This window comes from Arcobacter sp. CECT 8985 (assembly GCF_004116495.1).
Taxonomy (GTDB): Bacteria; Campylobacterota; Campylobacteria; order Campylobacterales; family Arcobacteraceae; genus Malaciobacter.
Genome location: NZ_PDKC01000017.1, coordinates 11,482 through 35,321, shown reverse-complemented (window position 1 = coordinate 35,321; position 23,840 = coordinate 11,482). Strand labels below are relative to the sequence as shown.

General features: G+C 26.9%; 24 protein-coding genes. 17 read left to right on the top strand and 7 right to left on the bottom strand.

Translation table 11 applies throughout. The features are described from left to right. Nucleotides 1-3 precede the first annotated feature (3 nt). The 4 genes from CRU93_RS08550 to CRU93_RS08535 are packed head-to-tail and all read right to left on the bottom strand — an operon-like array spanning nucleotide 4 to nucleotide 3,487. The gene (locus CRU93_RS08550) at nucleotides 4-939 is read right to left on the bottom strand and encodes an alpha-L-glutamate ligase-like protein (RefSeq protein WP_129103780.1); all 936 of its coding nucleotides are present in this window, start codon (nucleotides 937-939) and stop codon (nucleotides 4-6) included. Between the two features lies 1 nt (nucleotide 940). Then, nucleotides 941-2,476 (bottom strand): inactive transglutaminase family protein, encoded by a 1,536-nt coding sequence (locus CRU93_RS08545; RefSeq protein WP_164967656.1) that lies wholly within the window; start codon nucleotides 2,474-2,476, stop codon nucleotides 941-943. Between the two features lies 1 nt (nucleotide 2,477). Further along, nucleotides 2,478-3,242 (bottom strand): ATP-dependent zinc protease, encoded by a 765-nt coding sequence (locus tag CRU93_RS08540; protein WP_129103778.1) that lies wholly within the window; start codon nucleotides 3,240-3,242, stop codon nucleotides 2,478-2,480. A gap of 50 nt (nucleotides 3,243-3,292) precedes the next feature. After that, the gene (locus CRU93_RS08535; protein ID WP_129103777.1) at nucleotides 3,293-3,487 is read right to left on the bottom strand and encodes a hypothetical protein; all 195 of its coding nucleotides are present in this window, start codon (nucleotides 3,485-3,487) and stop codon (nucleotides 3,293-3,295) included. 168 nt (nucleotides 3,488-3,655) lie between these two features. Between CRU93_RS08535 and CRU93_RS08530 the strand changes: the two genes are divergently transcribed. The 4 genes from CRU93_RS08530 (at nucleotide 3,656) to CRU93_RS08515 (ending at nucleotide 7,058) form a co-directional block, all read left to right on the top strand. Continuing rightward, nucleotides 3,656-4,981 carry a Na+/H+ antiporter family protein gene (locus tag CRU93_RS08530; RefSeq protein WP_129103776.1) on the top strand — a complete coding sequence of 442 codons (1,326 nt, stop codon included), beginning with the start codon at nucleotides 3,656-3,658 and terminating at the stop codon, nucleotides 4,979-4,981. Between the two features lie 303 nt (nucleotides 4,982-5,284). Continuing rightward, complete coding sequence (locus CRU93_RS08525) at nucleotides 5,285-6,052, top strand: ATP-binding protein (RefSeq protein WP_129103775.1); 768 nt, start codon at nucleotides 5,285-5,287, stop codon at nucleotides 6,050-6,052. Further along, entirely contained in the window at nucleotides 6,052-6,516 is a 465-nt protein-coding gene (locus tag CRU93_RS08520) for a DUF523 domain-containing protein (protein WP_129103774.1), read from the top strand. Before CRU93_RS08525 ends, CRU93_RS08520 begins: the two co-directional genes overlap by 1 nt. Before the next feature lie 59 nt (nucleotides 6,517-6,575). Then, on the top strand, nucleotides 6,576-7,058 hold the full coding sequence (locus tag CRU93_RS08515) for an acyloxyacyl hydrolase (protein WP_129103773.1): 483 nt from the start codon (nucleotides 6,576-6,578) through the stop codon (nucleotides 7,056-7,058). 41 nt (nucleotides 7,059-7,099) lie between these two features. On the opposite strand, the gene CRU93_RS08510 is transcribed toward CRU93_RS08515, so the two are convergent. Together CRU93_RS08510 and CRU93_RS08505 are read right to left on the bottom strand one after the other, a co-directional pair. Further along, nucleotides 7,100-7,348, bottom strand: coding sequence for a hypothetical protein (locus tag CRU93_RS08510; RefSeq protein WP_129103772.1), 249 nt, complete (start codon nucleotides 7,346-7,348; stop codon nucleotides 7,100-7,102). Then, a complete protein-coding gene (locus CRU93_RS08505; RefSeq protein WP_129103771.1) occupies nucleotides 7,317-7,826 on the bottom strand; it encodes a putative metalloprotease CJM1_0395 family protein in 510 nt (169 codons plus the stop codon). Before CRU93_RS08505 ends, CRU93_RS08510 begins: the two co-directional genes overlap by 32 nt. A gap of 123 nt (nucleotides 7,827-7,949) precedes the next feature. Here CRU93_RS08505 and CRU93_RS08500 point away from each other — a divergent pair, with 123 nt between their 5' ends. The 3 genes from CRU93_RS08500 to CRU93_RS08490 are packed head-to-tail and all read left to right on the top strand — an operon-like array spanning nucleotide 7,950 to nucleotide 10,525. After that, nucleotides 7,950-9,047 (top strand): diguanylate cyclase domain-containing protein, encoded by a 1,098-nt coding sequence (locus CRU93_RS08500; RefSeq protein ID WP_129103804.1) that lies wholly within the window; start codon nucleotides 7,950-7,952, stop codon nucleotides 9,045-9,047. Between the two features lie 12 nt (nucleotides 9,048-9,059). Next, entirely contained in the window at nucleotides 9,060-9,617 is a 558-nt protein-coding gene (locus CRU93_RS08495) for a phosphatidylcholine/phosphatidylserine synthase (RefSeq protein ID WP_129103770.1), read from the top strand. Then, the gene (locus CRU93_RS08490) at nucleotides 9,617-10,525 is read left to right on the top strand and encodes an exopolyphosphatase (protein WP_129103769.1); all 909 of its coding nucleotides are present in this window, start codon (nucleotides 9,617-9,619) and stop codon (nucleotides 10,523-10,525) included. The genes CRU93_RS08495 and CRU93_RS08490 overlap by 1 nt, the downstream gene beginning before the upstream one ends. On the opposite strand, the gene CRU93_RS08485 is transcribed toward CRU93_RS08490, so the two are convergent. Further along, a complete protein-coding gene (locus CRU93_RS08485) occupies nucleotides 10,517-11,317 on the bottom strand; it encodes a hypothetical protein (RefSeq protein ID WP_129103768.1) in 801 nt (266 codons plus the stop codon). The two genes, CRU93_RS08490 and CRU93_RS08485, sit on opposite strands and share 9 nt — an antisense overlap. A gap of 151 nt (nucleotides 11,318-11,468) precedes the next feature. Between CRU93_RS08485 and CRU93_RS08480 the strand changes: the two genes are divergently transcribed. From CRU93_RS08480 to CRU93_RS08435, 10 genes are all read left to right on the top strand, one after another. Beyond that, a complete protein-coding gene (locus CRU93_RS08480; RefSeq protein WP_129103767.1) occupies nucleotides 11,469-13,163 on the top strand; it encodes an acetolactate synthase large subunit in 1,695 nt (564 codons plus the stop codon). Further along, nucleotides 13,156-13,656, top strand: coding sequence for an acetolactate synthase small subunit (gene ilvN / locus CRU93_RS08475; RefSeq protein WP_129103766.1), 501 nt, complete (start codon nucleotides 13,156-13,158; stop codon nucleotides 13,654-13,656). The genes CRU93_RS08480 and ilvN overlap by 8 nt, the downstream gene beginning before the upstream one ends. A 40-nt stretch (nucleotides 13,657-13,696) precedes the next feature. Further along, nucleotides 13,697-14,644, top strand: a complete 948-nt coding sequence (gene lpxD / locus CRU93_RS08470; RefSeq protein WP_129103765.1) for a UDP-3-O-(3-hydroxymyristoyl)glucosamine N-acyltransferase — start codon at nucleotides 13,697-13,699, stop codon at nucleotides 14,642-14,644. A 13-nt stretch (nucleotides 14,645-14,657) separates the two neighbouring features. Continuing rightward, on the top strand, nucleotides 14,658-16,901 hold the full coding sequence (locus CRU93_RS08465) for a DNA translocase FtsK 4TM domain-containing protein (protein ID WP_375153646.1): 2,244 nt from the start codon (nucleotides 14,658-14,660) through the stop codon (nucleotides 16,899-16,901). 188 nt (nucleotides 16,902-17,089) lie between these two features. Then, entirely contained in the window at nucleotides 17,090-17,632 is a 543-nt protein-coding gene (gene hpf / locus CRU93_RS08460) for a ribosome hibernation-promoting factor, HPF/YfiA family (protein WP_129103763.1), read from the top strand. 86 nt (nucleotides 17,633-17,718) lie between these two features. After that, complete coding sequence (gene der / locus CRU93_RS08455) at nucleotides 17,719-19,143, top strand: ribosome biogenesis GTPase Der (protein ID WP_129103762.1); 1,425 nt, start codon at nucleotides 17,719-17,721, stop codon at nucleotides 19,141-19,143. Between the two features lie 2 nt (nucleotides 19,144-19,145). Continuing rightward, nucleotides 19,146-19,784: a uroporphyrinogen-III synthase gene (locus tag CRU93_RS08450; RefSeq protein WP_129103761.1), complete on the top strand. Its 639-nt coding sequence runs from the start codon at nucleotides 19,146-19,148 to the stop codon at nucleotides 19,782-19,784. Between the two features lie 232 nt (nucleotides 19,785-20,016). Beyond that, a complete protein-coding gene (gene purD / locus CRU93_RS08445) occupies nucleotides 20,017-21,282 on the top strand; it encodes a phosphoribosylamine--glycine ligase (protein WP_129103760.1) in 1,266 nt (421 codons plus the stop codon). A gap of 5 nt (nucleotides 21,283-21,287) precedes the next feature. Next, nucleotides 21,288-21,728 carry an RDD family protein gene (locus CRU93_RS08440; protein WP_129103759.1) on the top strand — a complete coding sequence of 147 codons (441 nt, stop codon included), beginning with the start codon at nucleotides 21,288-21,290 and terminating at the stop codon, nucleotides 21,726-21,728. After that, nucleotides 21,721-23,838 carry an LPS-assembly protein LptD gene (locus CRU93_RS08435; RefSeq protein WP_129103758.1) on the top strand — a complete coding sequence of 706 codons (2,118 nt, stop codon included), beginning with the start codon at nucleotides 21,721-21,723 and terminating at the stop codon, nucleotides 23,836-23,838. Before CRU93_RS08440 ends, CRU93_RS08435 begins: the two co-directional genes overlap by 8 nt. Nucleotides 23,839-23,840 lie beyond the last annotated feature (2 nt).

The following is a 23,840-nucleotide window of genomic DNA, read 5'->3' as shown; positions in this document are numbered from 1 at the left end:
ACTTTAAAAGTTAGATTTTGAGAAATTAACTTTTTCTTCTACACTTAAATGTGTTCCTACAACTTCGTCAATTTTATTAAATCTTTTTAATGCTCCTAAATCATTAGCAATTTGAATTGCTAATCCAGGTCTTGCATTTAATTCTAAAACTAAAGGACCTTTATTTTTATCTATTACTATGTCTGCACCTAAATAACCCATCTCTGTCATTTCATAGCATTTTGCTGCAAGATATAATATATCTGACCAATATGGAACTTTTAAATCTTTTAAATTTCTATTTGTATCTGGATGTACTTTTATTGGATCTCCAAATTGCACAGCATTTAAGGCTTTTCCGCTAGCAATATCTATTCCAACACCCACTGCACCTTGATGTAAATTTGCTTTTCCATCACTATTTGAAGTAGATAATCTCATCATTGCTAAAGCAGGGTATCCTCTATAAACTATAACTCTTACATCAGGAACACCTTCATAACTAAACCCATCAAAAGCATCATCAAAGTCAACTAGTTTTTCAAACACTGCTACATCATTTTTCCCACCAAGAGAGTATAATCCACTTAATATATTTGATATATGTCTTTTTAAATCAGAATAATCTAGTTCTTCTTTATTTGGTTTTATAAATTTATCACCAATTTTATCAACAATAACTAGAATTCCTTTTCCTCCACTTCCCTGTGCAGGTTTAATAACAAAACATTTTAGCTCTTTTATTATTTTATCAAATCTATTTACATAAACTTGAGAATCAATAAAACCTAAAAGTTCAGGTACTGCAATATTATGTTTATTTGCTATTTGTTTTGTTTTTAATTTATCATCAACTAATGGAAAGTTTTTTCTTTTATTAAACTTTCCTATATAGTTAATATTCCTGTTATTCATTCCAAGAATTCCAAGTTTTTTTAATTTAAAAGGATTTGCAAACATTTTAATCTACCATTGATTTAAATCTATATAATTCACTTAATCTATAACCACTATATCTACCAAGTAAAATTATAATTCCAAGTACAGCTAATAATACTTCAGGAAAGTTAAAAGTTATAAAACTAAAGAAACCATTTGTCATCGCAAAATATGCAAGAATTGAAACTATTAATGAACCACTTCCTTGAACAAATACCTCTTTTGCTCCTTCTTCTTCCCATAAAATTGACATTCTTTCAATTGTCCATGCAAGAATAATAATAGGGAAAAATGTGATGCTAGTTGCATATCCAAGGCCTAGTTTTTGTGATAAAATTGCAACAAATGCCATAATGGCAACAACCACAATTAAAACCGATGCAATTCTTGCAACTAGCAATAGATTTAAGTGGGATAAATAAGATCTAACAATAAGTCCCATTGTTACAACAAGTATAAACATTAATATACCTGGAAGTAAATGTGTTTCTATAAATGCCATAGATAATAAAATTGGCATAAATGTTCCCGATGTTTTTAGTCCAATAATAACTCTCATAAATACTACAACTAATGCACCAAGTGGAACTAAGAGCAACATTTTAAATGTATTTTGAGAAGCATTTGGTAAAGTAAATAAAGAAAAATCAAGTAGAGCACTTTGATTCTTTGTATCTTTTGTTAATGCTGCACTTCTAGCTGGAACAATATTTTTTGTTACTGAAAATTTAACACTTGAGTTATTTACACCTTCAGCATCTAATAAAAATTGAGAGCCTCTTTGCCAAATAAAAATATTTGAACTATTTCCTACCAATCCTTTTTGTATATCATATAGATACCATTTTCCCTCTTTAAATACTTCAAGCATAGGATTTAAGTTTACATTTCTTTGTTTATCTTTTAAATATAAAGTTCCAACTGTTCTTGCTTTATATTTCATTCTATGAATTAATTTTATTAATGTATCTCTTTTCTCTTTAGGTGTTTTCATAAAACTTTTTTTAATCATTCTTGCTGCTTGAGAAGGATCTTTTTTATTAAACTCTTTTATTAGTAATGATGTAAAAGTAATGCTATCTGAACTTTTGGGATATATATTATTTAATAAAGAGTTAGCTGCTTGAATAATTGGTTTTGATACCTCAACATTTTCATTATGTTGTTTTATTTTTGGAATTTTTGTTTTGTAGTAATTGTCTTTTATAACATCAATAGAGTAATATAAAACTTGTTCTTTATTGTCTTTTACTTCTCTTTTTGACCAAATTGCTTTTTTTACACCATGTAAATTGTTTGTACTATATCCATAATCAGCAGAAGTTGATTCTTCATTTAAAATTAATAATCTACTTTGTTTTGATGGTAATGCAAGAGATATTTTAGCACTTTCATTCTCTTTTGGATCAAAAGTAACTTTTGCTTGAATATTCCATATATTTGTAGTTTCATCGGCAAATAAAGGGAAGTTGAGATATTTTACTTTATAAAACATTAGTCCTAATGTAATTAATATTAATGTTATTGAGAATATTAGAATTTGATTTTTTGATTTCATTTTATTTCTTTTTAGGTTTTGTTGTATATTCTTTTGAAACATCCACTATCATAATGCCATTTAGATAATTTCTACCAAGAAGTAATGGATATTTAAATTTGCTTCTATCTGTTAATGAAACATCAACAAGTTGTGTTGTTTTACCTATTGTAAGTTTCATTTTAACAACATATCTTCTTTGATATTTTGTCCCATGTCTTTTTATTTTCACTAGTCTTGAAATAGGCAATGATTTATGAATTAATTTACCTTTTTCATCTTCTAAATCAAATTTAACCCATTTTTTACCATCTCTTTCAATTCCTTTTATATTTAAAGCATTAATTGATGTAGTAGTAGCTCCTGTATCAATTCTTGCTTTTAGTGTAATATCTTCAGAGGGTATGTATACATATTCTTTTTGACCAATAATTATCTTAGAACTTTTAATAGGTACTTCAACCTTTTTTATAATTATTTTAACTTTTTGTTTTGGTTTTTTCTTTTCAACCTTTATAGGTTTTTGTTGCTCTTTTTTAATTTTTTCTTTTTCTTTTTTTTCTTTTTTAACTTTTTTTACATCTTCTTTTTTTACATCTTCTTTTTTTGCTTCTTCTTTTTTTGCTTCTTCTTTTTTTGCTTCTTTACTTTTTTCTAATTGATTATTTTTTTCAATTTTATTCTGTTTTGGTGTACTTAATTGATTATTATTTGTTGTTGCAGTACAACCTGCAATTAATAATGATAAGCAAATATAACAAATACTTTTGAATAAAAAGTTTTTCATTTTGTTGTCCCTTTATTTATTAAAGATTTCTTTTTTGTTTATTAATATAGTTAATCTAGTTTCCCATATTTTAATAATTTAATTTGATTAAGTAGCATGTCTCCAAAACCATAAGGTAGGTTTGAGTTCTGTTTTTGAATAGTTTGAACTAAGCTTTCTATTTGCTCTTTTGTCATATTTTGGGCATATGGCATGATGGTTTCTTTTATCTTATCTATAAATTCTTGTTCTTCTTCTTTTGTCATTAATAACTCTCTTTTTAATTTAGAATTCAAATTATATATAATTAAACTAAAATTTTAGTAAAAAGCTGATACTCTTTGACTCATTATTAAATAAAAATTCAATATAATGAAATGTAATTAATTTACACTTAATATGCTATTTAGTATAAAAATTTGACAAGGAAAATGATGTTTAATCCCGTTGTTGTTGCAGTACTACTGATGATTGTTTTAAGTCTTCTTAGAATAAATGTAGTTATTGCATTAGTTTTTAGTGCTATTATTGGAGGTCTAGTTTCTGGAATGTCTTTACCTGATACAGTTACTTCTTTCAGTAATGGTTTAGGAGGAGGAGCAACAATTGCATTAAATTATGCAATGTTAGGTGCCTTTGCAGTTGCTATTTCAAAATCAGGAGTTACAGATTTATTAGCAAAAAAAGTTATTTCAAAAATGAAAAAAGATGCAACTAAAAAAGAAATTTTTTGGTTTAAAACAGTTTTATTATCACTTATTTTATTAGCATCAATATCTTCTCAAAATTTGATTCCTGTTCATATTGCTTTTATTCCAATCTTAATTCCTCCTTTATTACATGTTTTTGCAGAGTATAAAATTGATAGAAGAATGATTGCTTGTATTTTAACATTTGGTTTAACTGCAACATATATGCTTCTTCCAGTTGGTTTTGGAGGTATTTTTTTAAATGATGTTTTATTAAGTAACTTAGTTAAAAATGGTTCTACAATTACTGCAAATCAATTGCCTTTTGTGATGGCAATACCAGTATCTGGAATGTTTCTAGGATTATTAATCGCAATATTTTTTACTTATAGAAAACCAAGAAAATATAATTTGGCAAAAATTAAAGAATTAGAACCAGAAAGTCATGAGATAAAAACATCTTATATTTATACTGCAATTCTTTCAGTTATTGTTGCTTTATGTTTACAACTTTATGTTGATTCAATTATTGTAGGTGCTTTAGCAGGATTTATAATATTTTTGCTTGGTGGAGTTATTAAAATTGATGAAACTCAAGATGTGTTTACAAAAGGCGTACATATGATGGCTATGATTGGTTTTATTATGATTGCTGCATCAGGTTTTGCAGAAGTAATGAAAGATAGCCATGGTATTGAAAGTTTAGTGAGTTCTATTACACATATAATTGGCGATAATAAATCTTTAGCTGCATTACTTATGTTAATAGTTGGATTATTAGTTACTATGGGTATAGGCTCATCATTTGCAACTATTCCTATTATAGCAGTTATTTATGTTCCTTTAGCTATTAATTTTGGTTTTTCTCCTTTAGGAATTGCTGCACTTGTTGGTACTGCTGGAGCATTAGGAGATGCAGGAAGTCCTGCTTCAGATTCAACATTAGGACCAACCTCTGGGTTAGCAGTTGATGGACAGCATGATCATATATGGGATAGTGTAGTTCCTACTTTTATTCATTATAATATACCATTGATTTTATTTGGTTGGTTTGCTTCGTTATATTTATAGTTAGAAAATCTACCACCTTTAGGTGGTAGTTATGGTATAAAGTATTTATATTTATTTATAAAATTATAAAGTAAAGGAGACTTTAATTACACAGTTTTAGAAGGAGAAGTAATTAAATAAGGAAGTAAAATTATTCCTTTACTTTTAATATTAGAATATTACAGTATTGTTCGTGTAGTTTATATGTAGTATTTATATTATAAATAAATATTGATATTTATTTTGGAATTTAAATTCGTTTTATTTCATTTTTTAAACTTTTTGATATAATTGCGAAAAATTATAGAAAATAGGAAATTTAAATTGGTAGAATTAAGTAAAAAAATATCTAAACTTGTTGGAAAAACTAATGCAGAATATGGACTAATTAAAGAAGGAGACAAAGTATTAGTTGGTTTTAGTGGTGGTAAAGACTCTACTACATTACTTCATTCATTAAAACATCTTCAAAGAGTTGCTCCTTTTAATTTTGAGTTTAAAGCAGTAACTGTTACATATGGAATGGGCGAACAAGTACAATTTCTTGCAGATCATTGTAAAGAGCATGGAATAGAGCATGAAATTGTAGATACACAAATTTTTGAACTTGCTGGTGAGAAAATAAGAAAAAATTCTTCTTTTTGTTCATTCTTTTCAAGAATGAGAAGAGGGTATTTATATACAACTGCACAAGAGCAAGGATTTAATAAATTGGCATTAGGACACCATTTAGATGATGCGATGGAATCATTTTTTATGAACTTCTTATATAATGGTGCATTAAGATCAATGCCTCCAATTTATAAAGCAGAGAATGGATTAGAAGTTATTAGACCATTAATTTTTTGTAGAGAAAGACAATTAAGAGCCTTTGCACAAAGTAATGAAATTAGTGTAATTGGTGATGAGGCTTGTCCTGCAATGAGATTTGATATTAAAATGCCTCATGCAAGAGCAAAAACAAAAGAGTTACTAGAAAAGATGGAAGAAGAAAATCCTAAAATGTTTGTATCAATGAAATCTGCATTTAATAATATTCAAACTTCAACTTTTTTTCAAAAAGAATATTTAGATAATTACGAAGAGAATTAATGAAAATACTAATATCTTCATGCTTATTAGGTGAAAGAGTTAGATATAGTGGAAGTGACTCTTCTTCATCTATTAAAAATAGAGATTTATTTGAAGAAATAATATCTTCAAATATGATTTTTCCTATTTGTCCAGAAGTCTCTTCTGGACTTCCTATTCCAAGAGAACCAGCAGAACAAAAAAATAATAAAGTATATACCATTTCAAATAAAGATTTAACAAAGCAGTTTGAAAAAGGTGCAAATAATGCTTTAGAAATTTGTATTAAAAATCAAATTAGTGTTGCATTATTAAAATCAAAATCACCAAGTTGTGGTAATAATAAAGTTTATGATGGAACTTTTACTTCAACTTTAATTGAAGGCAATGGAGTTACTGCAAAGTTATTAAAAGAAAACTCAATAAAAATATTTGATGAAACAAGTTTGGAAGAATTAAAAGAGTATATAAATAATAATTTTTAAAAAAAATATAATTATTTTTTGACTATAATATTATACACATCATAAAATTAAGGAACAACATGAAGAAAATTTTGATTATGTTTTTATTATTGGTATCATCTTTATTCTCTTTTGATAAAATGAGTTTAGGTTATTCAACAACTTCGGATGATTCAAATATAATTGATATTACAGCTATTAAAGATATTGATTATAAGATTTTTAGTTTACCTTTATCATTTGAAGGTTCTTTTAATTATGTAGACTCAGCACATAGTTCAGATGATTTGTATATAGGAAGTATACAATCAATGTTAACTTATAATTTTAATAAAAAGTTTTTTATGCAAGGTGGTTTTGGTTTTGCATATTTAAGTGATAAGTCATTTGAAGATAAAAAATTTGGAACAAATTTCCAATTTAAAGAGAGTATTTTATTTGGTTATAACGTAAATGATAATTTTAGTACAACACTTAGATATAATCATATATCAAATGCTGATATAAATGATGATAATAGTGGTTTAGATATTTTTGGTATAAATTTTATTTATAAGTTTTAATATATAAAATATATAAAAGAGTAAGAATTTTATTTACTCTTTTATGCTTTTATATTTAGTAACATACTTGATGTTTCTTGTTGAGTTTCAATGGCATTTGCATTAGCACTATATGCAATTGTATTTGGTATTTGAGAAACAATTGCATCAATAAATTCTTGACTTACTTCTTGATTTTGAGGATCACCAATACTATTTGCAACATTTGCTATTGTTTGGGCATTATCATTAACTTGCATTTGTGTTGCAACCATTGCATTAAGATTGTTCGACATTTGATCTATTCTCATGGGATTCTCCTTGTCTACTTAAAATAAGCATTTTATTTAAATTTGCTGCTCTTGTAATACTTGCATCTGCTGCACTTAATCCATCTGGACCACTTGCTGCTTTTTTTATTTTTTCTAATTTTGCCATTGCAGCATCTTCATCTTGTGGAAGAGATGTATCTAATCTTACATGTCCACCTGTTGCATATAATTTACCATCTGGTCCTACTTGATAATTGTAATTGATGGCTCCTCTTGTATTTGCTAAAGAAGCATGCGTTTGTTCATGTGCTCTTATGTCAGAGTCTAAATTTTTAAATTTATTTAGTACCCTTGCATAATCATTTTCATCATATTTAGTGTCACTAATATTGACAGTGTCACTTTTCTCAAAAGCAGACTTTTGCAAGTCTTTTTTATCTAGACTTGATAATTCAGCTTTTTTTTGAGCAATTTGTTGATAAATAGTTGATGTTGTTAAATTATCATTTATTAACATAATGAACTCTTTTTTATTTTTCTAAATTCTATCATATAAATTTTCTTTTGTAAAGTAAAAAGAACATAAGAAAAGAAGTATAATTGTAAATAATTATTAAATTTATTTTGGTATAATAATATGATGAAAAGTAAATTTTTTAAATCTATATCATTTAAACTAGTATTATTAGTAACAATTGTTATTTTGGCATTACTTAGTTCAAGCTTTTTATTTAATTCTCAAATTGACAAATTAAAAAAACAAATTGATAATATTTATTTTGGTAACTTTGTTCCTTTAATTACTCTAGATATAGTTTTAAAAAATTATCAAACAATTATAAAATGTAAAAAACTCACTAAAGCTAAATGTGATATCACTGCAGAAAAAACAGTTATTATAAAAAATTGGGATAGTTATTATCAGTCATATAAAACAAAAGAAGAAAGAAAAATTGTAAATGATGTTAATAGTTCAATTAAAACTTCTTTTAAAATAGATAAAATAGCTGCATATGAAGTAATTATAAAACAAATAAATTTTTTAAAAGAGCACGAAGTTGATGTAGCATATAAGCAAAGACGGGAGTTTTTGATTGATTATTCAAATATGAAAGATTATTTATTTTATAATCTAATAGCAATTATTATATTTTGTTTTGCTATAATAACTTTTATAATATATGAGATAATAAAAAAAGATAATCAATTAACTATTTTAAATAAAAAATATAAAATAGAATCTATTACTGATTCAATGACAAAATTATATAATAGAAAATATTTTGATACTATTTTTGATAATTTACCATTTATATCAAATGCAAATAATTGGAAAAGTGCTTTTATTATGGTGGATATTGATTTTTTTAAGCAATATAATGATACATATGGGCATGATTTAGGTGATGAAACTTTAAAATCAGTTGCAAAAGAGTTAAAAAACTATTTTAACAAAGAGTATGAATATGTTTTTAGACTTGGGGGAGAAGAGTTTGGTATTGTTTTATTTGATACAAATGAAGATATTTTAATTGAATGTCTTGAAGATATAAACAAGAAAATTGTTGATTTAGGTATAGAGCATAAAGGTAGTAAAGTACTTGATGTGGTTTCTATTTCTACTGGTGCAGTTCTTTATCAACCATATAGCTATATTTCAGCTAATAAGTTGTATAAAATTGCAGATGAAAAACTATACAAATCAAAACAAAACGGAAGAAATCAATTTTCATTATAGAAGGATAATAATTTGAATTTTTTATTTAATAAAAATAGCCATTTTAATTTAGCAAATACGGTAACATTTTTTAATATTACTGCAGGTATTATGGCAATATATTTTTTAACACATGGTCAATTTTTTGGTGCAGCATTATTTGCATGGTTAGCTGGTGGATTTGATATCTTAGATGGTAAGATAGCAAGAAAGTATAATTTATCAACAGATTTTGGTGTTCAATTAGACTCTTTTGCAGATTTTTTATCATTTGTAATTGTACCTACGATGTTTATTTATTTTGCAATTATTGATGGTAAAGAGTTTGATTTATATACACCTTTAGTTGCATTTGCATTTATTTATTATATTATTTCAGGATTAAGAAGATTAATTCAATTTAATATTGATGCAGATGTTGGAGAAGTGGAAAAATATTTTACAGGTGTTCCAACACCACTTGGTGCTATTCTTCTTTGGGCTATGTATCTATTTTGGTTGACAGGCTTTGTTTCTGAAGAAGCAGTGCTAATTGCAATGATTGTAATTGGATACTTATTAAATTCAAAAATTAAAATACCTCACTTATAATGAAAGATTTAGTAGCTATTGATTTAGGCTCAAACTCTTTTAGGGTTTTAGTCTATGATTGTTTAAACTTTAAAACGATTGCAGAATTTAATCAAGTTGTAGGAATGGCTGATGGCTTAGTTGAAACAGGAAAAATATCTCAAGCAGCTCAAGATAGAGTTGTTCAAGCTATTAACTATTCAAGTGAAAAATTAGGATATGATCCAGCAAATGCAATATGTGTTACAACAGCAGCTATGAGAATGGCAAACAATTCACAAGAAGTATTAAATTATTTTACTAAAGAAACAAAAGCTCGTTTTTCTATAATTGATGGGGAAGAAGAAGCTAGACTTACATTGCTTGCTGTTAAATATGCTCTAAAAAGAGAAAAATTAGACTCAAATAATTTCATATTATTAGATATTGGTGGTGGTTCAACTGAAATTATAGTAAATACAAAAGATAAATATTTTGCAAAAAGTTTTAATTTTGGTATTGTTACTTTAACTCAGAAACATTCAAATCATGATACATTGATTCAAGATCTTGAAAAGAAAAAAATTGATATAACAAATTTTTTAAATGAAATTAATATTGATATTGAAAAATTTAATTTTGTTGCAACAGCAGGAACTCCTACAACAATTGCAGCAATAAAATTAGGACAAGATTTTTTTCATTATGATAAAGATCAAGTAAATGGTACAAAAGTTAAAATTAAAGATTTGCAAGACTGCTTAGATATTTTTAACAACTCCAATGAAAATGAGATATTAAAACTTGTTGGTAAAGGAAGAGTTGAATTTATTGAAGTTGGAGTATATATTTACAAAGCAATCTTTGAAGTACTTAATAAAAAAGAATCAATTGTTTTAGATGATGGATTAAGAGAAGGTGTGGCTATTAATCAGTGTTTATTAAGATAATAGTCTTACACTTTGTTCTTGTACGATATTAGCTTGAGATACAGCTAAATATCCCATATTTGTTATAACATTATTTTTTGAAAAATCATTTGCTTCTTTACCAAAATTTACATTATTTGTTTGATTATTTGTTACCATTTCATGTTGTTTTGTAAGTATATCTTTTGCATTTTCTTCAATTGTTTTAGAAGTTTGTTTAAAATTATTTGATAGATTTTGTAAATACTCTTTATTCGTATTTACTGATTGAATAAAGTTATCAAATTGTTTTTCATTAGTTAAATCACTTTCTTGTAATCTATTTGCTAAATCATTTGATATTATAGGAGTATTTACTTTATTTATCTCAAAATTTGCTTCTTTTGTCTCAATTTGGAATGCTTCATTATTTTCTTTATAATAGTTATCATCAATTGAAAGAATAGATTCTTTTTTATATTTTGTATTTAAAGATATAGAAGTAAAATCTTTTAAATCTTTTAAAATATCTTCTTTTAATTCGTTTTTATTTTGAAATTCTTTATTTTGCAGTTTATCATTAATATTTGAAAGTATCTGTGTTTGCTTATCTAGACCATTTTGGGCTATTTTACTTATTGCAATTCCTTCATTAAATCTTTGAAGTGAATTTGAAAGTTCATCTCTTCTTGTATTGTAAGAATCACTTATATTTAAAGAGAGTGCTTCATCAGATATTGGAGCAATTTTTTGAGCATTATTACTTTTATGTAATTGATGTTGTTGTAAATTGTCTAAATTAGATATATTACTACTTATACCATTTACATCCATAAAAGTTTCTCCTATTTTTATAAGTTGTGCAGTTTATCATAAAACATATTAATAGTACATAAAAAAATAGCTAGAATATGCTTATTAAAGCCTATTTAATGAAATCTTTTGTACAATACAATCTTTAAATTACATAGGGGGAAAAAGAATTATGAAAATGACTGGCGCAAAGATGGTTATTGAATCATTACACCAAGAAAGGGTAAACTCAGTGTTTGGTTATCCTGGAGGCGCTATTATGAATGTTTATGATGAAATATATAAGCAAGATTATTTCAAGCATATTTTAAATAGACATGAACAAGCATCTATACACGCAGCAGAAGGTTACGCAAGATCAACAGGAGAAGTTGGTGTTGCAATAGTTACAAGTGGACCAGGTTTTACTAACGCAGTAACTGGTTTAGCAACTGCATATATGGATTCTATCCCCCTCGTCGTTATTTCAGGTCAAGTACCAACTGCAATTATTGGAACAGATGGTTTTCAAGAAATTGATGCAGTAGGTATTTCAAGACCTTGTACAAAGCATAATTATTTAGTAAATAAAATTGAAGATTTACCTAGAATAATAAAAGAGGCATTTCATATTGCAAGAACTGGAAGACCAGGTCCTGTACATATTGATATACCTAAAGATATTACAGCAGAAGTTGGAAATTTTGAATATCCAAAAGAAGTTAATTTACCAACATATAAGCCAACAGTAAACTATAATAAAAGACAGTTAAAAAAAGCAATGGCAGCTATTTCAAAAGCTAAAAAGCCTTTATTATATGTTGGTGGTGGGGCAGTTTTAGCTAATTGTGGACATGAAATTAGAGAGTTTGCTAAAAAAACAAATATTCCTGTTGTTGAAACATTGATGGCAAGAGGAATTATGGAACATGATAATCCTTTATTAATGGGAATGTTAGGTATGCATGGTGAATATGCTGCAAATATGGCAGCTTATGAAACTGATTTATTAATTTCTTTAGGAGCAAGATTTGATGATAGGGTAACAGGAAGACTTGATGAATTTGCTTCAAAAGCAAAAGTAATTCACGTTGATGTTGACCCAGCTTCTATTGAAAAACTTGTAAAAGCTAATTATCCAATAGTTGGAGATTTGAAAGTAACAGTTAAAGGAATGTTAGAATCACTACCTGATATGGAATTTAATGATTATTCAAATTGGGTAGCTCTTCTTAAAGAGTATAGAGAAAAAGAACCTTTAAGATATATTGATTCAAATACTGTAATTAAGCCACAATGGCCAATTCAAAGAGTAGGACAAATTTTAGGAGATAAAGCAATTATTTCAACTGATGTTGGACAACATCAAATGTGGACAGCACAATTTTATCCTTTCTCTTTTCCTAGACAGTTTATTACTAGTGGTGGATTAGGGACTATGGGATTTGGACTTCCAGCTGCAATTGGTGTTGCAAAAGGTAATCCAGATAAAATTTCAATTAATTTCTCTGGAGATGGTTCAATTTTGATGAATATACAAGAGTTAATGACTTGTGTTCAATCAAACTTACCAGTAATAAATATTATTTTAAATAATAATTATTTAGGAATGGTAAGACAATGGCAAACAATGTTTTATGAAAATAGATTATCAGAAACAGATCTTACTATTCAACCAGATTTTAAAATGTTAGTTGAGTCATTTGGTGGATTAGGGTATAGAGTTACAACAAAAGAAGAGTTTGATGCTGCATTAAAAGATGCAATTGATAAAAAAAGACCAGCAATGATTGAAGTTATTGTAGAAAGAAATGAAGAGGTACTTCCTATGGTTCCAAATGGACATGCCTTGAATGAAATGACATTAATAGGAGATTTAAATGAATAATTTTAATCATTATTATGATAGTGAAACAATAAGACAAGTGATTTCTGTTATTGTTATTAATGAGCATAATGCACTTTCTAGAATTGTTGGACTTTTTTCAGCTCGTGGGTATAATATAGATTCTTTAACAGTAGCACCTATAACAGGTAGTGAATATTCAAGAATGACAATTGTTACAACTGGTGATAAAAGAATTATTGATCAGATTGTAAAGCAATTAAATAAATTAATTCCAGTTTTAAAAGTAAATGAACATAGAAGTGTTATTGAAAAAGAGACAGTTTTAATAAAAATACCAATAAATCAACCAATTAGTGATGTTGAAGTTATTGCAAGAGCTTATAATGGACATATTCAAAATGTTACAGATGATGCAATTGTTATTTCTGCAACAGATGAACCACATAGAATTGCAAACTTTACTAATATAATGATAAATAGATTCAACCCACTTGAAATTGTAAAAAGTGGTGTTGTTGCAATGGAAAGATAGAAGACTCTCTTCTATCTTCTTTTGCTTGAAAGGAAAATAAATGAAATTAAAAGATATAGCTCAAGCATTAGATATAGAATGTGAAAGTGATATAGAAATCACTTCTTTAAATACGTTAATAGATTCAAATGAACATGAACTTACTTTTTTAGAAAATAAAAAATATACTCATGATTTATCAAAAACTAAAGCTGCAGCTGTTTTTGTTAAGGAAGACTTTTTATCAGAAGTTCCAAAAAATACAATTGCTTTAGTTTGTGATGAACCATACATATGTTTAGCAAAAGCTAGTAAGTTTTTTGCACCTAGTCTTGTTCAAAAAGAAGGAAATGAACCTAAAATTGGAGAGCATACTGAAATTTTACCAAATGTATATCTTGGAAAGGATACAATAATTGGTAAAAATTGTACTATTATGGCAGGTTCTTTTATAGGGGATAATGTAGAAATAGGTGATAATACAATTATTTATCCAAACGTTTCAATATATAGAGATTGTAAAATTGGTAGTGATTGTATAATTCATTCAGGAACAGTTATTGGTAGTGATGGATTTGGATTTGCAAATAATAATGGTAAATATGTAAAAATTTATCAAAATGGAAATGTTGTTATTGGCAATGATGTAGAAATTGGTGCTAATACTGCTATTGATAGAGCAGCATTTAAATCTACAATTATAGAAGATGGTGTTAGAATAGATAATTTAGTTCATATTGCACATAATTGTAAATTGGGCACAGGTACAATACTTACTGGTCAAGTAGGATTATCTGGATCTACAACATTAAATCAATATGTAATTATGGGTGGACAAAGTGCAACAGCTGGACATTTAGAAATTGCACCATTTACTACAATTGCAGCACGTGGTGGAGTTACAAAATCAATAACTACTCCAAAAAAATTCTGGGCAGGTTTCCCTCTAATGGAACACAGAACATGGCTTAAATTACAAGGTAAGATAGCTATGCTATTAAAGAAATAAAGGCTTTAAAATAATTAAGAAAATTTTATCACTAATTTTACTTTTTATAATATTTTATTTAGAATTTTCAGTTTTTGCATCTAGTCAACAAAGTGTTGGAAAGATAGGATATATCTTTGCTGAAATTTCCCATGAATATTTTGGATATCTTTCATATATATATCTATTTTTATTTTTATATCCTCTTTATATTATTAATTTTAAAGAGGATTTTGATTATGCAGATTTTTCTTTAAAAACAATGGTTGTGGTTTTATTACTATTTAGTGCATTGACTTTTCAAGCATTGGTGGTTGATTCTAAAATATATAGTGGCTTAATTGGTTCAATTATTGTTGATGATTTAACTCCATTTATCGGTAATGCTGGTTTATGGATATTTGTAATTGTAGGTTTTGTAATTACTTTTACTGTTTTATTTGAAGATAATAATTTTGATTTTAAAATTAAAATGCCAAATATAAGTTTACCAAAAAAAGAGCCTTCAATCCAACAAAACAAAAGAGCTAAATTAAAAAAGAGTAATAATTCTTCAAAAAGAGTAAAAAAGCAAAATAATATTGAAGAAGAAAAAATTACTATAAAAGAGCAGGGAGATACTGCAGAAATATTAATTGAACCAACTTTAGATAATTTAGAAAAAATTGAAGAATTAAAAGAATTAGTAAAAGAAGAGAAAATTGATGAGTCTTCTGTAAAAGAAGCAATTAAAATAGTAAAAGAAGAGGGTAATGAACAAGAAGCTAATTCAATTGAAGATTTAGCAACACAGCATGGAATTATAGTTGATGAATTAGAAGAAAATAAAAAATTATTAGATGAAATAGAATTAGGGAAAACTGAAAAACCCAAAAACTTTGAATTACCGCTTACTAACTTTTTTCAAGCTTCTCCTAAAGAGAAAAAATCAAAAGTATCTGAAGGTGTAATAGATAAGAAAATTGGAGATTTATTAGATAAATTATCTATGTTTAAAATTGATGGAGATGTAGTAAGAACATATACAGGTCCAGTTGTAACAACTTTTGAATTCAAGCCTGCACCTAATGTAAAAGTATCAAAAATACTTAATTTGCAAGATGATTTAGCAATGGCATTAAAAGCACAAACAATAAGAATTCAAGCTCCAATTCCTGGTAAAGATGTTGTAGGTATTGAAGTTCCAAATGAAGATATGCAGACAATATATATAAGAGAGTTACTAGAAAGTGAATTATTCCAAAATGCAAAATCACCTTTAACTATGATTTTAGGTAAAGATATTGTTGGAAAACCTTTTGTTACTGATTTGAAAAAATTACCTCACTTATTAATTGCAGGAACAACGGGTTCTGGAAAATCGGTCGGTATTAATGCCATGATTTTATCTTTATTATATAAAAATTCTCCAGATAATTTGAAACTAGTTATGATTGATCCAAAAATGCTAGAGTTTTCTATGTATAATGATATTCCTCATTTATTAACTCCTGTTATAACAAAAGCAACAGATGCAATTAATGCATTATCAAACATGGTTGCAGAGATGGAAAGAAGATATACATTGATGTCTCAAACTAGAACAAAAAATATCGAAAACTACAATGAAAAAGCAAAAAAAGAGAAGTATGACCCTTTCCCTTATATTGTAGTAGTAATTGATGAATTAGCTGATTTAATGATGACTAGTGGAAAAGATGTAGAACATTCAATTGCAAGACTTGCACAAATGGCAAGGGCTAGTGGTATTCACTTAATTGTTGCAACACAAAGACCTTCTGTTGATGTTGTTACAGGACTTATTAAAGCAAACTTACCAAGTAGATTATCTTATAAAGTTGGTCAAAAAGTAGATTCAAAAATTATTTTAGACTCACTAGGAGCAGAATCATTACTTGGTAGAGGGGACATGTTATTTACTCCTCCTGGAGTGTCAGGTTTAGTAAGAATTCATGCTCCTTGGTCAATGGAAAATGAGATAGAAAAAGTTGTTGAATTTTTAAAAGATCAAAGAGAAGTTGAATATGACATGAATTTTGTAAAAGATAGAAATAGTTCCAATATCTCAGATTCATCTGGTGTTGAATTAGGAGAACTTGATGAGCTTTATGAAGATGCAAAATTAGTTGTAATCAATGATAAAAAGACTTCTATCTCCTATATACAAAGAAAATTAAGAATTGGATATAACAGAGCTGCAACTATTGTAGAACAACTTGAAAAAACAGGTGTTTTATCTGAAGCTAATGCAAAAGGCAATAGAGAAATTCTACTATAATTTTAAACAGGAGTAATTAATTTTATATTATTTACTCTTCTTCTACTTTAAAAATTTTTGACACCTTAAAATTTTATTTTATATTTAAATTATAATATGATAATTTTTACGTAATTATTCTGTTATTTTCAATGGTTTATTTAAGTTGTTTATGATAAAATATTTAAAATATATATAAGGAGTATGTTATGAATACAAGTATTGTAGGAAGACACATAGAATTAACAGAACCAATTAAAGATTACATCAATAGTTCAGTTGATATTTTAAAAAAATATAATTTAGATATTATATCAGTTAATTCTATTGTTTCACAAGGTGAAAAAAATGGGAAAAAAGCTTTTACATTTGAATTTACTATAAATATTGCACATCTTGATACTATTGTTGTTAAACAAAAAGACAAAGACCTTTATTCTGCAGTTGATATTGCAGTAGATAGAGTTTCAAAAGTATTAAGAAGACATCATGACAAAATTACAGGACATAAAGCTACTAAATTAGCAGAAGTTGATGCAAATGTTATTGAAGATCAAGTTGCTGCACAACTTGAAAAATTTGAAAATGAAATTATTCCTGTTAAAATGGCTTCTTATAAACCAATTGATATTGAAGAGGCTTTAGAAAGTCTTAAAAAAGATGGTGATTTATTTAAAGTATTCTATGATAAAGATGATAATCTTAGAGTATTATATAAAACAAAAGAAGAAGGAAAATTTGGTTTATACTAAAAATAACTAAATTTTAGATATACTTAAGAGGTATTAGCAAATTGCTAATACCTTTTTTAATTTAATATAAATAGGATTTAATCTATATGAACGAACCGTTAGTAAAAATTGCTTTAATAGGACAACCAAATGTTGGTAAAAGTTCACTTTTTAATAGAATTGCAAAACAAAGACTTGCAATTGTTTCAGATTTAGCAGGAACAACTAGAGATATAAAAAAGCATGAAGTAGAAGTTTTAGGTAGAAAAGCATTAATGCTTGATACTGGTGGAATTGATGATACTGAAGATGAAATATTTTCTAGTGTAAAAAGAAAAGCAGTTGAATGTGCTAAAGAAGCTGATATAATACTTTTTATGGTGGATGGTAAGAGATTACCTGATGAAAAAGACAAGGAACTATTTTATGAGCTTCAAAATTTAGGTAAAAAACTAGCATTAGTTGTAAATAAAATTGATAATGATAAAGAAAAAGAGAGACTTTGGTCATTTTATGAGTTTGGTATAAATGATGAGAATCTTTTTGGAATTTCTGTATCTCATAATAGGGGAACTAAAACTTTATTTGATTGGATTGCAAATTATTTACCAGAAGCTGAAGATGAAAATCCTGTTGTTTCAAATGAAGATGAATTTTTAGAAGATAATGAAGAATTCTTTATTCCTGAGGAAGAACCTGTTGAAAATATTGTTTCAAATGAGATAAATGTAGCAATTATTGGAAGAACAAATGTTGGTAAAAGTTCTATACTAAATGCATTAATTGGTGAAGAAAGATCAGTTGTATCTTCAATTTCAGGAACTACTATTGATCCAGTTGATGAATCTTTTGAATACAAAGATAAAAAAATCACATTTGTAGATACTGCAGGTTTAAGAAGAAGAGGAAAAATTGAAGGTATAGAGAAGTATGCGTTAATGAGAACAAAAGAGATGCTTCAAAAAGCCAATTTAGCTCTTGTTATCTTAGATGCTTCAGAAGAACTTGTTGATTTAGATGAAAAAATTGCTGGATTAGTTGATCAGTATGGATTGGGAACTATAATAGTATTAAATAAATGGGATGAAAATGTTGAAGCATTTAAAGAGCTAGAAAAGAAAGTTAGAAGAAAATTTAAATTCTTATTTTATGCTCCAATTATTGCAGTTTCAGCTAAAACAGGTAGAAGTATAGATAGATTAAAAGATAAAATTGTTGAAATTTATGAAAACTATACACAAAGAATTCCAACTTCAGAACTAAATAAAATTTTAGAACAAGCTGTAATAAGACATGCTTTACCAAGTCCAAATGGTAATTATTTGAGAATTTATTATGCTACGCAATTTGAATCAAACCCTCCAAGAATTGCACTTATCATGAATAAACCAAAAATGTTACATTTTTCTTATAAAAGATATTTAATTAATTTTTTAAGAGAAAATATCAACTTTGAAGGAACGCCAATTCATGTTGTTACAAGAAAAAAAGGTGAAAGAGCAGAAGATGAAGAGGAAAATTTTCAAGGTTAATAATGTCTAAAATATATTTATTAAACAATCAAAAGTTTGATGATGTTATTAATTTAGAAGTTTTTAAAATAGATTATATTAAAAAAGAATTAAACCTAAAAAACTATGATGCATTAGTTTTTACTTCAAAAAATGCAATATTTGCAATTGATTCGTTTAATGATGAATGGAAAGATATTGATTCATATGTAATTGCAAAAAAAACAGCAAACATTGCCAAAGAAAGAGGTGCAAAAATCTCTTTTGTTGGTAGTAGTGGACATGGCAATGACTTTGCATATGAACTTATTAATAAGCTTAAAAATAAAAAAGTTTTATTTTTAAAAGCTAAAAAAGTAGTTTCAAATTTAGTTTCTATTTTAAAGCAAAATAATATTGATATTGATGAAGAAGCGATATATGAAACTAAATGCAATAAAAATTTAGAAAAAATAGAGCTTGAAGAAAAATCAATTATAATTTTTACTTCACCATCTTGTATTGAATGTTTTTTTAAAACTTATTCTTGGCATGAAAGTTTTAAAGCAGTAGTTATTGGAAAAACAACTGCAAAATATCTGCCTAAAAGTGTTGAATATTATATTAGTGAAATTACATCTGTAGATCAATGTGTAAAACTTGCTAAGAGTATCAAACTTTAATCTTTAATTCAACGATAATTGGATAAAATTTATATATCTAAGTAGTACGGGATTTCCATTGTTGAGGGTCCGATACTAAAATTTTGTGGGTATTCGTAATACTACGGTGTGTAATGCTTCTTTTATGTTAGCGTTCCTGAAGTAGAATTCATACCCCTGTTTCTGGCTTTTGTGGGCCATTTGATGGTTAACGGCTACTTGGATAAACTACAAATTTTTTAAGGAAATCTAGGTGAATATATTAATTCTTGGAAGTGGTGGAAGAGAGTACTCTATAGGTCTTAGTATTTATAAAGAGAAAAAACATAATTTATTTTTTATGCCAGGAAATGGTGCAACACAAGACTTAGGGCAAAATATTAATATAAAAGATTACAAAAAGTTGGCTTTATGGGCAAAAGAAAATAGTATTGATTTAACAATTGTAGGTCCAGAAGCTCCATTAGTTGATGGTGTAGTAGATATTTTTAAAGAAGAAAATTTAACAATTTTTGGACCAAGTAGTGCAGCAGCTAAACTTGAAGGTTCAAAAGTATATATGAAAAATATATTAAAAAAATATAATATTCCAACAGCTGCATTTATTGAAACAAATGATGAGAAAGAAGCTCATGAATTTATAGATACTATGAATGAGCCTATAGTTGTAAAAGCAGATGGTTTATGTGCGGGTAAAGGTGTAATTATCGCACAATCTAAAAATGAAGCAAAGCAAGCAGCAAGTGAAATGTTAAGTGGAAACTCATTTGGTGATGCAGGAACAAATGTTGTAATTGAAGAATTTTTAGATGGCTATGAACTATCTATTTTTGCAATTTGTGATGGAGAAAATTATAAAATTTTACCAGCGGCACAAGATCATAAAAGAGTAGGGGATAATGATACGGGACCTAATACTGGTGGTATGGGTGCATATGCGCCAACTCCTTTAGTAAATGACGATATTTATAAAAAAGTTGAAGATAGAGTAATTAAACCTACACTAGATGGTATGAAAAAAGAAGGAGCTCCTTTTGAAGGGGTTCTTTTTATTGGGGTAATGGTTGTAAAAGGTGAACCAATTATTTTAGAATATAACGTAAGATTTGGTGATCCTGAATGTGAAATATTAATGCCATTATTGGAAACTCCCGTTTCTGAACTATTTTATAAGGGTGCAACAAAAGACTTAAAATCTTTAGATATTAAAATAAAAGATAAGTATAGTGTTGGTGTTGTTATGGCAAGTAAAAACTATCCTTATTCAAGTAGTGAACCAGCAGAAATTATTATTGATAATATAGTTGATGAAGACATTCTAAATAACACACATATATCTTTTGCTGGAGTATCAAGAGAAGATGATAAATTAATTGCATCAGGAGGTAGAGTTCTTGTTTGTGTTGGTTTTGGTGATACAATAAAAGAAGCAAGAGATAGGGCATATGCTTTATGTGGACAAGTACATTTTGCAGGTAAAAAATGTAGAATGGATATTGCATATCAGGCATTGAAGTAAGAAATATGAGTGAAAATCTAAATAATACAGATTTACAATTAGCATCTATGCGTTCAAGAGCATTAGCTTATGTAATAGATGATTTATTGATTACTTTTCTTGTATTTATTGTTTTTTGGGATGTAATTAAAACCGCTGGTGATGATGTTACTCTTGCAATTGCTATATCTAATCAATTTATAGTTCCAATTATGCTAATGAAGTTTGTCTATCAAACTTTTTTTACTTGGTATTATGGAGCAACTATTGGTAAGTATATTTTAAAAATAAGAGTAATTGATTATAATGATTTTGGAAGGATTTCTTTATCTAGTGCTATTTTTAGATCTATTGGAAGAATTTTAAGTGAAATGTTCTTTTATATTGGGTTTATTGTAGGATTTTTCGATCAAGGGAAACAAACTTTCCATGATAAAATTGGTAGGACGTTGGTAGTTAATGTTTAAAAAATTAGTTTTTATTTGTTTAGTTGCAATATGCACTTCATCAAATGCAAAAGAGTTTAATAGTGAAAAGTTTCAAATTGTTGCTAACAAATTAGATACAAAAGGTGATATAATAACTGCAATTGGTGATGTTGTTATATTCTCTCCATCTTATTATGGAAGTGCACAAAAAGTTATTTATAATAAAAAAACAGAAACATTTGAGTTTTTTAATGATGTTGTTATTGTAAAAGATAACAAAATGCAAGCTCAAAGTGAATATGCTTTTTTAGATAACAAAAATGATACATTGTTTCAAAAGCCCACACTTATTTTTAACAATAAATCAAACTTATGGATGAATTCAAAAGATTCAAAAAAAGAAAATGGTATTGTTACATTAAATAAAAGTATTTTATCTAGTTGTGATTGTGATGATCCTGCATGGAGTATTAAATCTTCAAGTACAGAATATAATACAGAAACTAAGTGGGTTAATATTTTTAATCCAAGACTTTATATAAAAGATATTCCTGTTTTTTATTTCCCTTATTTTGGATTTTCTGCAGATAATACAAGAAGAACTGGACTTTTAATTCCTAGTATTGGATTTGGAAGTGATGATGGTTTACTTTATGCACAACCAATATATTTTGCTCCAGCTGATGATTATGATTTCGAGTTTATCCCTCAAGTAAGAACAAAAAGAGGTAATGGTATTTATTCTTACTTTAGATATAAACCTACAGAAGAGTCATACTTAAGACTAGGTGCGGGTATGTTTAGTGAAAAAGGTGATTATTATAAAGAGAAGCAATTAAAAAATAAAAATCATTATGGATGGGAAATTTACTATACTAATGAAAAACTTTTTTCAGATGAAAATTCTCAAGATGGTTTATATGCTGATATTAGATGGTTAAATGATTTTGAATATAGAAAAATAGAAAAAAAAGGTGGAATTGATAGTTCTCATAGTGATGAAGATGAGAAAAAAATTGAATCAAAAATTAATTATTTTTATAATACACCAGAGTATTATAGTGGTCTTTATTTTAGATATTATTTAGATAAAACACTTGATTCAAATGACACTACAATGCAAGAGTTACCACAAGCACATTTCCATAAATATTCTAAACCAATTCTTTTAGATGATTTATTGTACTCAATAGATACTAGATATACTAATTATTATAGAGAAGATGGGGTTACTGCAAATAAATATGATATTAGTGTACCTTTATCTTATTCTATGTCATTTTTTGATGATTATTTACAATTTAATTTAAAAAATGAAACTACATTAACAAGATATCAATATGGAAATAGTGATTTCAAACTTGATGATGGAACTTTTGTAGAAAATGTTACTACAGTTGGTGTTAGTACAGATTTACTTAAACCATATGAAAATTTTATACATACAGTTAATTTAAGTGCAAATTATGTTGATTCTGCGACAATTGAAGAAGATGGAGATTTGTATGGTGTTAATAATGATACAAACTCATTGAATTATTTTCCTATATCTAAAACTAAAAGATCTATTGAATTAGCTTTAAATGAATCTTTTTATGATAGAAGTGACTTAAAGCAAATTATAAATCATAAGTTAAAACAATCAATTATATTTGATGAATTAGACAATCCAGAATTAGATAATATGGAAAATGAGATTATTTATAACTATTTTTATGGAACTATCTCAAATAAAATAATTTATAATCATCGTGATAATACATTTACTGAAAATTCAACTTCATTAACATTTAATTATAATGATTTTAGTTTAGGACTTGGTTATTATATGTCAAAAGAGACTGAGCATTCAGGTAAAGAAGATTTAGAATCTTATAGAATAAATGCTAATTATAAAATTTCAAGAGATTATAGTGTTGGATACTATACAAACTATAACTTAGAAAAAGATATGAGAAGTAAACAAGGTGTTCTTTTCTCAATTATGGATAGATGTTGGCAAATTGATTTAAAATATGAAAAAGAAGTTGAAGCAATTACAAGTGATATCTATGATAGAGAAGAGCAAAATGTATTTTATGTTCAACTATTGTTAAAACCAATTGGTGGAATAAAACAACAATATACAATTGATAAAACAGAAGAGTAATA

Coding starts and splice junctions, on each gene's coding strand:
- CRU93_RS08550 (WP_129103780.1), bottom strand. CDS start 939: ATGTTTGCAAATCCTTTTAAATTAAAAAAACTTGGAATTCTTGGAATG.
- CRU93_RS08545 (WP_164967656.1), bottom strand. CDS start 2,476: ATGAAATCAAAAAATCAAATTCTAATATTCTCAATAACATTAATATTA.
- CRU93_RS08540 (WP_129103778.1), bottom strand. CDS start 3,242: ATGAAAAACTTTTTATTCAAAAGTATTTGTTATATTTGCTTATCATTA.
- CRU93_RS08535 (WP_129103777.1), bottom strand. CDS start 3,487: ATGACAAAAGAAGAAGAACAAGAATTTATAGATAAGATAAAAGAAACC.
- CRU93_RS08530 (WP_129103776.1), top strand. CDS start 3,656: ATGTTTAATCCCGTTGTTGTTGCAGTACTACTGATGATTGTTTTAAGT.
- CRU93_RS08520 (WP_129103774.1), top strand. CDS start 6,052: ATGAAAATACTAATATCTTCATGCTTATTAGGTGAAAGAGTTAGATAT.
- CRU93_RS08515 (WP_129103773.1), top strand. CDS start 6,576: ATGAAGAAAATTTTGATTATGTTTTTATTATTGGTATCATCTTTATTC.
- CRU93_RS08510 (WP_129103772.1), bottom strand. CDS start 7,348: ATGAGAATAGATCAAATGTCGAACAATCTTAATGCAATGGTTGCAACA.
- CRU93_RS08505 (WP_129103771.1), bottom strand. CDS start 7,826: ATGTTAATAAATGATAATTTAACAACATCAACTATTTATCAACAAATT.
- CRU93_RS08500 (WP_129103804.1), top strand. CDS start 7,950: ATGAAAAGTAAATTTTTTAAATCTATATCATTTAAACTAGTATTATTA.
- CRU93_RS08490 (WP_129103769.1), top strand. CDS start 9,617: ATGAAAGATTTAGTAGCTATTGATTTAGGCTCAAACTCTTTTAGGGTT.
- CRU93_RS08485 (WP_129103768.1), bottom strand. CDS start 11,317: ATGGATGTAAATGGTATAAGTAGTAATATATCTAATTTAGACAATTTA.
- CRU93_RS08480 (WP_129103767.1), top strand. CDS start 11,469: ATGAAAATGACTGGCGCAAAGATGGTTATTGAATCATTACACCAAGAA.
- ilvN (WP_129103766.1), top strand. CDS start 13,156: ATGAATAATTTTAATCATTATTATGATAGTGAAACAATAAGACAAGTG.
- lpxD (WP_129103765.1), top strand. CDS start 13,697: ATGAAATTAAAAGATATAGCTCAAGCATTAGATATAGAATGTGAAAGT.
- hpf (WP_129103763.1), top strand. CDS start 17,090: ATGAATACAAGTATTGTAGGAAGACACATAGAATTAACAGAACCAATT.
- der (WP_129103762.1), top strand. CDS start 17,719: ATGAACGAACCGTTAGTAAAAATTGCTTTAATAGGACAACCAAATGTT.
- CRU93_RS08450 (WP_129103761.1), top strand. CDS start 19,146: ATGTCTAAAATATATTTATTAAACAATCAAAAGTTTGATGATGTTATT.
- CRU93_RS08440 (WP_129103759.1), top strand. CDS start 21,288: ATGAGTGAAAATCTAAATAATACAGATTTACAATTAGCATCTATGCGT.
- CRU93_RS08435 (WP_129103758.1), top strand. CDS start 21,721: ATGTTTAAAAAATTAGTTTTTATTTGTTTAGTTGCAATATGCACTTCA.